Origin of the sequence: Kurthia sp. Dielmo (assembly GCF_000307285.2) — a bacterium.
GTDB classification, from domain to species: domain Bacteria; phylum Bacillota; class Bacilli; order Bacillales_A; family Planococcaceae; genus Kurthia; species Kurthia populi.
Genome location: NZ_HE578963.1, coordinates 77,839 through 90,086, shown reverse-complemented (window position 1 = coordinate 90,086; position 12,248 = coordinate 77,839). Strand labels below are relative to the sequence as shown.

Here is a 12,248-nt window from a genome sequence, read left to right as displayed (position 1 = left end):
TTGGCAATATTACATTGGGTTGTAGTAAAATAGCACTTTTGTTTAAAATTCTATTGACTTATCATTGATAATGATTATCATTGTCTTAGCAGTATATAGAAAAACTCACTTAGGGAAAGAAGGATTTTATACAATGAAAGCAAAATCATTATTAGCAATTTTAGTAGCAGGCGGTGTCGTTATGGGTGGATGCGGTAACTCAGACGATACAAAAAAATCTGATACAAAAACAGAACAAACAGCAACAGATACAAAAGAAGTTTCACTTGATGCAGAAACAAAAGCATACAAAGAATTTGCTTTAGACCAACTGGACCAATTCACAAAAGCAACAGAAGAATTTGTGACAGCATTTAAAGATGGCGATATGGATAAAGCAAAAGAACTTTACCCTACAGCTCGTATGTTCTTTGAACGTTCTGAACCAATCGCTGAAAGCTTTGGCGATCTTGACCCAGCAATCGATGCTCGTTTAGCTGACTTAGAAGCGGAAGGTCAAACGAAAGATGACTGGACTGGTTACCACAAATTAGAGTACGCACTATGGGAAGATGGTAAAACAAAAGGGTACGAAGAAGTAGCTGATAAATTACTAGCTGACACAAAAGAATTACGTGCGCGCGTAGAAACAGTTGAAGTAACACCTGACATGATGATCAATGGTGCTGTTGACTTATTAAACGAAGTATCAACTTCTAAAATTTCAGGTGAAGAAGACATCTTCTCTCATACAGACCTTTATGACTTCAAAGCAAACATTGAAGGTGCTGAAAAAATCTTCGAAATCCTAGAACCAAAAATCAAAGAAAAAGATGCAGCTTTAGCTGAAAACTTAACAGATAAATTCAAAAACGTGAATGATTTATTAGCAAACTATGAAACAAAAGATGGTGGCTATGTGTCTTATACTAAGTTAACAGACAAAGATACAAAAGCTTTAGCTGATGCAATTAACCAATTAGGTGAACCATTAAGCCAAATGGGTACAATCTTAGAGTAATTTTGGAGTGATGAAACATGACTGAATCAAATAAAGAGACCTTTATGGATAAGAAGCTCTCTCGTCGACGAATGCTAAAAATGACTGGCGCTGGCGCTGCTGGTGTAGCCATTGGAGCATCTGGATTAGGTGGCGTATTAAAAGCGTTCGGAGTGCCAGATTTTTTAGAAGATGACACTTCTGTAGAAAATAAAGTAAATTTTTATGGGAAGCATCAATCAGGTATTGCGACAGAAATACAAACACATGTCTATTTTGCCTCTTTATCTGTTTTAGTTAAATCCAAAGCGGAGCTACAAGAGCTCTTTAAAATGTGGACCCCTATGGCAGTAAGCCTTATGAATGGCAAGCCAATCGGAGAAACAAAAAATAGTTACGTACCGCCTGTTGATACAGGGGAAGCAATCGGTGTCGATGCAAAAAATTTATCGATTACCTTTGGTGTCGGGCCGTCCCTATTTAAAAATAAAAGTCTTGGCTTGAGTCATCTCAAACCAAAAGAATTAAATGACTTACCTCACTTCCCTAAAGATCAGCTTGAAGAAGCTTATACAGGTGGCGATCTTTGTATCCAAGCCTGTGCGGATGACCCACAAATCGCTTTCCATGCCGTACGTAATTTAGTACGTGCAGCGAGTGGCAAAGTATCGATTAAGTGGACACAAGCGGGCTTCAATTCAATTCCTGTCAACAAAGAAGGAAAACGTGAAACACCACGTAATTTATTTGCCTTTAAAGATGGTACGGAAAATCCACGTAGTGAAAAAGCAATGAATGACGTTGTTTGGGTCCAAAAGGGAGAGTCAAAACCTTGGATGACAAATGGCTCGTACTTAGTTGTACGTCGCATTCAAATGCATTTAGAAACTTGGGATCGTACATCATTACAAGCGCAGGAGGATACATTTGGCCGCTACCGTTATAACGGTGCGCCTTACGGGAAAGAAAATGAATTTGATGCTGTGGACGAGGACCGTAAAGACGAAAATGGCAATTATGTATTGCCTGAAACGTCTCATGTCTTCTTAGCACGTCAAGTAAAGGCTCGTATTATGCGCCGTGCCTTTTCATACTCATCTGGGGTGATAGACCATACAGGTGCGTATGATGCCGGTTTACTATTTATCTCATTCCAGAAAAATCCGCAACAATTTACGGATATTCAAAATGCGCTTGGTCGCTTAGATAAAATGAATGAATACATTACCCATCGAGGCAGCGGTGTTTTCGCTTGCTTCCCTGGCATTAAAAAAGGGAGTTATATAGGTGAAGCACTTTTTAACGCGTAGCAGTCAGTTTATGATTATCGCGCTGCTAGTAATGTTGACGATTCTTCGCCCAATGCCACAAGCACTGGCGGCGGATTCATCATCTTACAGCGGCCTGTACATTTCAATTAGTGACGCTATTATGGATATTCGTAATGGTGAAGGAAATGATGCTGAAAAAGCATTGAAGGAATTTGATCAAGCATGGCAACAAAAAGAAGTAGCAGATGACCATGCAGCAGAGAAAAAAGCGGTTGATGCAGCATATGACAAAGCTTTTTCTGAAAAAGATAAAGATGCGCGTCTAGCAGCACTTACTGAATTATCAAAAGCACTTACTACTTTAGAAAAAGCAGAAAATCCAGTTGATGAAAAGAAAGAACGTAAACAGTTCATGACGACAATCACACCGGCTTTAACTAACTTAGAAAAAGCGATTAACAGTGGTGACCTTGATAAAATCAATGAACAATATAAAACGTTCAATAGCTTTTGGAATTTAAAAGAAAAGCCTGTACGTGAATTTGACATGGGTGCCTACGGTCAAATCGAAACACAAATGTCCTTCATACGTATGGAGCTTGCTAATGACGAGCCAAATGTTGAATCATTAAAAGATACATTTAAAACATTAAAACAAAGCATTACTGATTTTGGAGACAATAAGAAAGTTGGCGCTGTCAAAAAAGGCTACACACTTCAAACGCTCGTTGATTTAATTGATGATGCAACGGGCTCAATTGATGATGCGGAGTACGAAAAGGCATCTGCGAGTGTAAAAAAATTCATTACAACATGGCCAAATGTCGAAAGTGACATTAGTACACGTAATGGTTCTCTTTATACATCAATTGAGAGTGACATGCCGATTATCGCTAGTAACTTACTAAAAGATGCGAGCGATAAAGACAAGCTAAAAAAGCAATTAACAGATTTCAAAAAAGAAATTCAATTATTACAAGATGATGATGGTTATACGTTCTGGGATTCTGCGTTAATCCTTCTTCGTGAAGGTTTAGAAGCTATTTTAATTATCATGGCCTTAGTAGCTTTCCTTAAAAAATCAGAGCAAACACATATGACCAAATACATTTACTATGGTGCTGCTGGCGGTATTGGTGTGAGTGCGGTGATGGCGATTTTCATGTCGGTATTCTTCAACTCAGATTCAATGAATTCAAGCCGTGAGCTTATCGAAGGGTATGTCGGTCTCATTGCTGCGGCAATGATGATTGGTGTCGGTGTCTGGCTTCATAGTAAGTCGAATATTAAAGCGTGGAATGCCTATATTGCGAAGCAAATGAATCATGCGATGTCTCGCGGTTCTGTGTGGGCAATGGCCTTAATCAGTTTCCTTTCTGTCTTCCGCGAGGGTGCGGAAACACTGATTTTCTACGCAGGAATTGCACCGAAAATGGAAACAAGCCAATTTGCATTAGGGATTGTCATTGCGATTGTTATTTTAGCAATCGTCGCCTTCTTAATTGTCAAAGTGAGCGCACGTATTCCTATTCATCGTTTCTTCGCTGTCGCGACCATTTTAATTTACTTATTAGCGTTTAAAATTATCGGTGTCTCAACACATAAACTGCAATTAATGGGCGATATCCCAACGAATGTAGTCGATAATCTACCGGTAATCGCGAGCATTGGCTTCTACCCAACTGTCGAAACAATGATTGGACAAGGTATTTTAGTTGTCTTAATCATCGCAACGATTATTTGGAAGCGCCGAAACGAAAAAAACGCATAAATTTAATAGATTCCTAAAGAAAAGAAGAGGCTGGGACAAAACACGTCATTTTCCTTTTTTTAGCGTTCGCAACGAAAAACCGGAACCGCGCCACAGCGCGATTCCGGTTTTTCTTATGCTCCTATGAGAGGGGATTTCTACACGTATGTCAAAGCCTCTTCTTTTTTTATTTAAATTGCTTTAATTGCTGTAAGACACCGGTTGTTGTTGTTTCAACATCTCGAATGACTTGCTGTAAGCGGTCCACCACTTGCTGCTGCGTTAATGCCGCATCACTCGTTTCATTCGTAAAGTCTGCTGTAGCACGTAATCGCTCATTCATTTCATTCATCGAAGCGAGTACTTCCTCTGAAGCGGCTGACATCTCTTCAATAACAGCTGACTCTTCTTGAATGCTTGCATTGACCTCCACAACGGTCGTATTAATCGCGCGTAGTTGGCCACCAATCGAAGCAACAGCTTCATTGCCTGCAAGCATTTGCGCTTTACTATCCGCAATTTGTGCATGTGTACGCTCAGACACTGTCTCGAAGCCTTTTAATTCATTTAAAATATCATGTGCGGCTTTTCCTGACGATTCTGCGAGCTTACGAACTTCATTTGCCACCACTGCAAAGCCTTTCCCTGCTTCACCAGCGCGTGCCGCCTCAATGGCCGCATTCAGCGCTAATAAATTTGTCTGATCGGCAATTTTCGTAATGATTTTCACCATATCCTGCACGCTCGCAAATTTCGTCGTCATCTCTTCTACATTCGTCGCAGTCTGCATCACCGTCGATTCAACGTGTTGCATTTGCGTCACGACCTGCTCCGTCTGCTTTACCCCTTCGCTTACGAGGTTCGTCATATCATTTGAGGCACTCGCAACATCAGATGTCATATCGGCCATACGCTGAATGCCAACTGTCATTTCATCCATTGCAATGATGACTTCTCCGTTGCTCTCTGCCTGTTGAGTACTTTGCTGCGCCACTTGTGCTACATTCGTTGTAATTTGGTTATTCGATTGCTCAAATTTTTGTGAAGAGCCTGTAAGCTTCTCCGTTATTTGCTGTAACTCGTCTGCACGCTTTTGGAATGTTTCAAACGTTTGTTTAAGCGATGTTAAAGACGTACCGAAATGCGTAGCGAATGTCGCAATTTCTGTTTTACCCTTCATCTCCATGTCTTTCACAATCGTCTCGCCTGCTGTTAAATCTCCCTCAGCCATTTTGCTTGCCGCCTGATTTAGCACTTGTAGTGGCTTCAATTGGCGATTAACATACAAGTACATGCATAGACCTGCTAGAATTATTAAAATAATGAAGAAAATTGCGACACCTGGTAGCACACTCCAAAATGTATTTTTTTGTACAGCTGTTACTTGGTCTGCATCAATATCGACACCTAAATAAGCAATTGTTTTGCCGGCATCATTTTTAATTGGAACAGTACCTGATACATACTGTCCAAACGAGCTTTCTAAAATACTTGATGTATAACTTCCTTTTTTATCGACCTTTTTTAAATCATTTACCGTTGTTGAGGCGGAGGTTGTTTGGATTTTCCCCACATCTTCTGCCTTAGCATCACGAGGTTGGCCGTCTACTAAAAATTGAACTTCATCCTTTTGTGGTACTGCAAATGTGTACGCATATAGCACATTTTTTTGTTCGCGTAATTCATTTAGTTCTTCACGTAATGTCCAATACGTATCATTTTCAGTAGGATTTTTTGTGAGTGTTTCATAACTTGAAGCATCTACTTTTTCAGCTAAATCTTGTGCAATTGATACAGCATTTTGCGCAGCTGATTTTTCAGCTACTTTTTTCGCTGTGTAATCGATTGTTAGCACAAAGAAGATTAGTAAAAAGCCAAATACAAGTGTAAGCATTGTCATAATCTTCGTGCTCAGTTTTCCTTGTTTCATTTGTATTCTCCCCTATGTATCTAAAGTAAATGAAAAATGTTACATGAATCTACTTTAGTATAGCAGAGCACAAAAAATATGTCTAAATACTCAGTTATTTTTTATTAAAAAGACTTTTTACATAGGTCCTACATAATGATTTACATAAAATGTAATATTTTTTCTAAAAAAACGCACAAAAAAGAGGCTGGTTTATACCAAGCCTCTTTTCGTAGAGCTTACTAGAATTTGATCATTTTTGAAGGAACAACCCATTCGTCGAATTGTTCTTCTGTTAATAAACCAGATTTTAGTGCGCCTTCTTTTAATGTTAAGCCTTCTTTATGTGCTAGTTTTGCGATTTTCGCAGCGTTTTCATAACCGATGTATGGGTTAAGTGCTGTAACTAACATTAAAGAGTTGTTTAAGAAGTGTTCTAATTTATCTTCATTTGCAGTGATACCAGCTAGACAGTGTTCGTCGAAGCTACGTACAACATCAGCTAATAATTCAACTGATTGCATGAAGTTGTGAAGGATAACTGGTTTGAATACGTTTAATTCAAAGTTACCTTGTGATGCAGCAAAGCCGATTGTTGTATCGTTACCCATAACTTGAACAGCAACCATAGTTACTGCTTCACATTGTGTAGGGTTTACTTTACCTGGCATGATTGATGAACCTGGTTCGTTTTCTGGAATTGAAATTTCACCGAAACCAGAACGAGGACCAGAAGCTAACCAACGTACATCATTGGCGATTTTCATTAAGTCAGCTGCTAATGCTTTTAGCGCACCATGTGTTGTTGTAATTTGGTCATGTGATGTTAATGCATGGAATTTATTTGGTGATGGAACGAAGTCTAAGCCTGTTTCTTTAGAGATTTCAGCGACAACTTTCTCGTCAAAACCGTCTGGTGTGTTAAGACCTGTACCTACTGCAGTACCACCGATTGCAAGTTCACGCATGTTTAATGCTGCTTCTTTAATCATTTTTTCAGAAGCTTCGATCATGTATAACCAACCGCTGATTTCTTGACCTAAAGTAAGTGGTGTTGCATCTTGTAAATGCGTACGACCGATTTTGATTAGGTTCATGAATTCTTCTGATTTCGCTTTAAGTGTCGCTTTAATTTGTTCTAATGCAGGAACAAGATTGCGTTCTACAGCGATTGAAGTTGCGATGTGCATAGCTGTTGGGAATGAGTCATTTGAAGATTGAGATTTGTTTACATCATCATTTGGGTGAAGACGTTCTTCAGAACCTTTTGCTTCAAGGTATTCATTACCAATATGAGCGATTACTTCATTCACGTTCATGTTTGTTTGAGTACCAGAACCTGTTTGGTAAATTACTAGTGGGAATTGATCGTCCCATTTTCCTTCTACGATTTCGTCTGCAGCGTGCGCAATAGCTTCTGCTTTTACTGATGATAGTGTACCTAATTCAACACAAACTTTTGCTACTGATTTCTTTAAGATTGCATAACCATGAATGAAATCGATTGGCATATGATCAGACCCAATACGGAAGTTTTGTGTACTACGTTGAGTTTGAGCACCCCATTTTTTGTCTGCAGGTACTTTAATTTCTCCCATAGAGTCATGTTCGATACGGTATTCCAAGACATTCATCTCCATTTCGTTTTTATAAAATTTAAAATTCATTCTTTCCACTATAATGATAGCGTTTCTCAATGAAAATGTCTTTAAAAGTGGATTATTTCCTTCTAAAAGTTGCTCGAAACAGTCAACTATTCACTTTTTTGCGTTTTTTAATAAAAATTTCTGTAATTTGTCACATTTTATGATTATATTTACGTCTTTATGAAAAAAGAAATTTCCGGGTGTTTAAAAGGCTCTGTCAAGTTAATTTTTTGTAAATGAAATGCCCGCTCAATCCTATATTTTCTACAAAATACTGTGTTATTCACTTATTAATTAGTCGTTTTTACTCGATAATTGTCGAAATCGATTGTTACACGATTGTAAATTTTGCGTAATTTTATGTAAATTGAATATGGTTTTTTCGGCTAATTTGTTATTATAGGAAGTGCGTTTAAAATGAATACGCGGTTTATTATTTAGGAGGACTTACATGTTTAGCTCAAAAAAACCCGACCCGTTCTTCAATGCCCTTTACGATATTGCAGTTAACTGCAACAAAGCGGCTCACTATGCAGAAGAATTTAAAATTACAAGCATTGCTGACTTAAAAGAGCTTAGCGTTACATTAAAAAAATATGAAACAGATGGTGACACATTAATTCACAATCTGATTCAAATGTTAAACAAATCATTTATGACACCAATCGAACGTGAAGACATCTTAGAATTAGCTGTCCGCATGGATGATATTTTAGATGGTATCGAGGGCTGTATCGCTCACTTTGAAATGTTCTCATTAACAGAAGTGGATGACTATATGCGCGATTTCTTAAAATATATCGTCTTAAGTTCAGATGAAATCATGAAAGCGATGACGCACTTAACAAATAAAAAACTTGTGAATATGCGCGAACATGCCATTCTAATTAAAGATTATGAACGTAAATGTGATGAAGTATTACGTACGTCAATTAAACAATTATTCTTACATGAACAAGATCCAATTCGTATCATCCAGTTCAAAGACATTTATGAGCAACTTGAAGAAGTAGCGGATTACTGTCAAAACGTTGCGAATTCAATGGATACTATTATTATGCGAAACGCGTAGGAGCTATCAAAATGGAGAGTATAATTATTCTGACCGTTTTAGTCGTTTTCTTTGCTTTAGCATTCGACTTTATTAACGGATTTCACGATACGGCAAACGCGATTGCTACAGCCGTATCCACTCGTGCATTACCACCTCGTGTTGCTGTGTTAATGGCCGCTACGATGAACTTCATCGGTGCCATTACCTTCACAGGTGTTGCCCAAGCTTTAGCGAAAGATATCGTCGATCCATTTGCACTTGAAAATGGTGTAGTTATTATTTTGGCGGCGTTAATTTCAGCGATTATTTGGAACTTAGCTACATGGTATTTTGGTATTCCTTCAAGCTCTTCTCACGCATTAATCGGTTCTCTAGCTGGTGCTGCTGCAATGGCAGCCGGCTTCAGTGCCATTAACTGGGAAGGCTTTACAAAAATTATTAAAGCGTTAATCTTATCTCCATTTATCGCGATTGTTATTGGTTTCTTAATGATGACATTATTCAAAGTCATTTTCTCTGGCTTTAGTCTCTACAAAACAAATAATGGTTTCCGTAAAGTACAAATCTTTACTGCAGCTGTTCAATCGTTTACACATGGTACAAATGATGCGCAAAAATCAATGGGTATTATCACAATGGCATTGATGGCTGGTGGCCTACTTGGTCAAGGTTCTGAAATTCCATTATGGGTGCGTATTTCATGTGCGCTTGCAATGGGTCTTGGTACATCTGTTGGTGGTTATAAAATCATTAAAACAGTCGGTAGTAAAATTATGAAAATTCGTCCTGTTAATGGTGTAGCAGCAGATATGTCTTCTGCTTTAATCATCTTTGGGGCAACGCAACTTCACTTACCTGTTTCAACAACTCATGTTATTTCTTCAGCAATCATGGGTGTTGGTGCAGCTCAAAATGCAAAAGGAGTAAAATGGGGTGTCGCACGTAATATCGTTATTACATGGGTCATTACGTTACCACTTGCAGGTCTAATGGGTGGCGGGATTTTCTTATTGCTTAATTTATTCTTATAATGAACCGCAACGAAGCTGGTGCTTGCCAGCTTCTTTTTTTATGGTGCTAACACATAAAACGTAGACTTTCTTTCAGTTGAATTTGACGGACGCTTTCCTGAGGCATGGCGGAAGCCTCCTCGCTCGCAGGCTCACTGCGGGGTCTTCCGCTCATGCTATTCCTCTAGGAGTCGCCGTCAAATTCTTGGTTCATCCTCTTTCTTAGGTGTACAGCTAGCGTTTAACTTTGCCCATTAAAAAAACACTTTCAAAGATGTACCGTTGAAAGTGTCGATTTGTGTTATTTAAAATTTTTATTATACCAAGCCTTCGCATCATTCACTTCATCCATCGTTAATTGATGACCGTGCTGATGCCAAAAGACATCGACTGTGGCGCCGTGCTGCTCAAGATATTTTTGTAGGCCTGTTGAATGTTCTACAGGTGTCATCTGGTCATTTTCACCAGCACCAATCCATACGTTTAAGCCTGTTAAATCCGGAATCTCTACATCCTCACGTGGAATCATCGGATGGTGTAAGATCGCACCCTTCACAATATTCCCCACTTCAAAGAATAAGTTCGCCGCGATATTCGCACCATTTGAATAGCCAACCACAATGACATTATCGCGGTCAAAGCCATACTGCGCCGCCGCTTCATCAATGAATGCCGCAAGCTCCTTCGTACGCTCCGATAAGTTATCTAGATCAAACACACCCATGCCTAGACGACGGAAGAATCGTGGCATACCGTTTTCCACTTCACTTCCGCGCACACCAAGCAGTGATGCCTCGCTATCGTATTCACGTCCAAGTCCTAATAAATCTTGTTCATTCCCGCCTGTGCCATGTAGTAATAAAAATGTCGGTGCTGCGTCATTTGTTCCTTTTACAAAAACATGTTCCAATATATCCGCCTCCATTTATCTTGAATTCGAGATAATTATAAAATAAAAAAACAGAAGAGTCAAAAGTTAACTCTTCTGCTCCTGCTTACTTCTCTTTTTTAAAGCCTTCTGCAGCTAAATATTCTTCTGCATCCTCACGTGTACCAAAGCTTTCTTCTAAGTTAAAGCCATGTGATACATTCCAGAATGCGCCGTCGAATGATAGTAATAATTGATCGCCTGAGCGATTGCGGAATGTTTCCTCAATCGTTACCTCCTCTACAACATCATCTACTTCTGTTAAATACGTGATTGAATCTTCAATAGCATCGCGTAGCTCTTGTTCAGAGAAATCACGAATATTCACAAGACCGCGGTCGTCTGCTTTATACGCTAATAAATCGCCAACGTATACGAAGCCATTGCCGTTTGGATGTAATTTTTCAACAACGATTTTCTTTTCATATTGGCTTCCTGGATAATGGTAATTTAATCGATTCATTGAAATCGGTTTTGCGACAAGCTCATCGAATGAGTCGATAATGGCCTTTTTTTCTTCAAATGATAACATTTTTTTCGCTCCCTAGTTTGGACTTAAATTTAGTATACAAGAAAAAAAGCCGTCCTCCTAGTGGACAGCTCTTTTTCATCATATATCTTCTTTCGCGTAGCTTCTAATTTTTTTACGACGATTATAAATGCTAATCACAATCACCTTAATGACCGCATAGATTGGCACACCGAGTAAAATACCAACGAAACCGGCAATATTACCCGCTGCTAAAATAACCGTAATAACTGTCAGTGGATGCACATCAAGTGATTTACTCATGACATTTGGCGTCACAAAGTTACTATCAATTTGGTTTACGACTAATGTAATCACACATACCCAAAGTGCTTGCATCGGATCATTTACAAGTCCAATGAAGAACGCTGGTAAAAAGGCTAGCCATGGTCCGATAAACGGTACCATATTTAAAAAGAATGCCAGTATACATAATAATAACGCGTAATCTAAGCCAATAATGCTGTAGCCGATAAACATCAATGTTGCTAAAATCGCGCTAACGAGCATTTGACCTTGCACATAACCACGCAATACATCATTCACATCTTCTAATGTTTCCTTCATCCATTCACGTGTTTCCCCTGAGAAGATGCCATATACTTTTGGACGGAATTTTTCGTGGTCCTTCAACATAAAAATATAGAAGAACGGAATTAAAATTAAGAGTAATGCGCCGTTAATTAAAGCACTAATGAAATCAACGACAAACTTACTCGTAAATACAGCAACATCTTGTAGAGAAGCTAAGAAGTCATTAATAGCTTTCGTCACTTGGTCTGGGAAATTTTCACGATTTTTCAAGACGTAATTTACCTTGTCCTCAATCTCATTAAATAACCACGGAATGTTTTGAATTAGCAATGTGATCTGCTTCGTTAAGTACGGTGCTACCCACGAGACAGCCGCAAAAACAACTGCAGCTAACACGAAAATAATCGCTAAAATACTGCCCCATCGTGGGAATTTAAATTTCTTTTCAAGTAAACGTTGTAGCGGCTCGGTAATGTAGAATAAAATCCCACCCGCTAAAAGCGGTACGAAAATCGCGCCTAAAATAATACCAATCGGCTTAAATAAATGGTCGATTTCCAAGAAAAATTTAACGATTAAAATCGCAATAAGCACGCCGATGCCTAGCTGAAACCAGCGCTTATTTAGCATGTGTCCAC

Annotated in this window: 10 protein-coding genes; 5 read left to right on the top strand and 5 right to left on the bottom strand. The window is 38.8% G+C overall.

Annotated features, from left to right (window positions below; all coding sequences use genetic code 11):
- Positions 1–133 precede the first annotated feature (133 nt).
- From efeO to KTHG_RS18060, 3 genes are read left to right on the top strand one after another with little or no spacing between them, the layout of a single operon-like run.
- On the top strand, positions 134–1,000 hold the full coding sequence (gene efeO / locus KTHG_RS18070; RefSeq protein ID WP_139995733.1) for an iron uptake system protein EfeO: 867 nt from the start codon (positions 134–136) through the stop codon (positions 998–1,000).
- A 17-nt stretch (positions 1,001–1,017) separates the two neighbouring features.
- Positions 1,018–2,289 carry an iron uptake transporter deferrochelatase/peroxidase subunit gene (efeB, locus tag KTHG_RS18065; RefSeq protein WP_139995731.1) on the top strand — a complete coding sequence of 424 codons (1,272 nt, stop codon included), beginning with the start codon at positions 1,018–1,020 and terminating at the stop codon, positions 2,287–2,289.
- The gene (locus tag KTHG_RS18060; RefSeq protein WP_139995729.1) at positions 2,267–4,021 is read left to right on the top strand and encodes an FTR1 family iron permease; all 1,755 of its coding nucleotides are present in this window, start codon (positions 2,267–2,269) and stop codon (positions 4,019–4,021) included. The genes efeB and KTHG_RS18060 overlap by 23 nt, the downstream gene beginning before the upstream one ends.
- 166 nt (positions 4,022–4,187) lie before the next feature.
- Here KTHG_RS18060 and KTHG_RS18055 read toward each other — a convergent pair whose 3' ends face one another.
- Together KTHG_RS18055 and fumC are read right to left on the bottom strand one after the other, a co-directional pair.
- Positions 4,188–5,930 (bottom strand): methyl-accepting chemotaxis protein, encoded by a 1,743-nt coding sequence (locus KTHG_RS18055; RefSeq protein ID WP_255512502.1) that lies wholly within the window; start codon positions 5,928–5,930, stop codon positions 4,188–4,190.
- A gap of 221 nt (positions 5,931–6,151) precedes the next feature.
- Positions 6,152–7,534, bottom strand: coding sequence for a class II fumarate hydratase (gene fumC, locus KTHG_RS18050; protein ID WP_126991456.1), 1,383 nt, complete (start codon positions 7,532–7,534; stop codon positions 6,152–6,154).
- 472 nt (positions 7,535–8,006) lie between these two features.
- On the opposite strand from fumC, the gene KTHG_RS18045 reads away from it, so the two are divergent.
- Both KTHG_RS18045 and KTHG_RS18040 read left to right on the top strand, forming a co-directional pair.
- Positions 8,007–8,627: a DUF47 domain-containing protein gene (locus tag KTHG_RS18045; RefSeq protein ID WP_126991457.1), complete on the top strand. Its 621-nt coding sequence runs from the start codon at positions 8,007–8,009 to the stop codon at positions 8,625–8,627.
- An 11-nt stretch (positions 8,628–8,638) separates the two neighbouring features.
- Positions 8,639–9,640 (top strand): inorganic phosphate transporter, encoded by a 1,002-nt coding sequence (locus KTHG_RS18040; RefSeq protein WP_126991458.1) that lies wholly within the window; start codon positions 8,639–8,641, stop codon positions 9,638–9,640.
- Between the two features lie 280 nt (positions 9,641–9,920).
- On the opposite strand, the gene KTHG_RS18035 is transcribed toward KTHG_RS18040, so the two are convergent.
- The 3 genes from KTHG_RS18035 to KTHG_RS18025 form a co-directional block, all read right to left on the bottom strand.
- A complete protein-coding gene (locus tag KTHG_RS18035; RefSeq protein WP_126991459.1) occupies positions 9,921–10,529 on the bottom strand; it encodes an alpha/beta hydrolase in 609 nt (202 codons plus the stop codon).
- A gap of 85 nt (positions 10,530–10,614) precedes the next feature.
- Positions 10,615–11,079 carry a hypothetical protein gene (locus KTHG_RS18030; protein ID WP_139995727.1) on the bottom strand — a complete coding sequence of 155 codons (465 nt, stop codon included), beginning with the start codon at positions 11,077–11,079 and terminating at the stop codon, positions 10,615–10,617.
- A 78-nt stretch (positions 11,080–11,157) separates the two neighbouring features.
- Positions 11,158–12,240, bottom strand: a complete 1,083-nt coding sequence (locus KTHG_RS18025) for an AI-2E family transporter (RefSeq protein ID WP_139995725.1) — start codon at positions 12,238–12,240, stop codon at positions 11,158–11,160.
- Positions 12,241–12,248 lie beyond the last annotated feature (8 nt).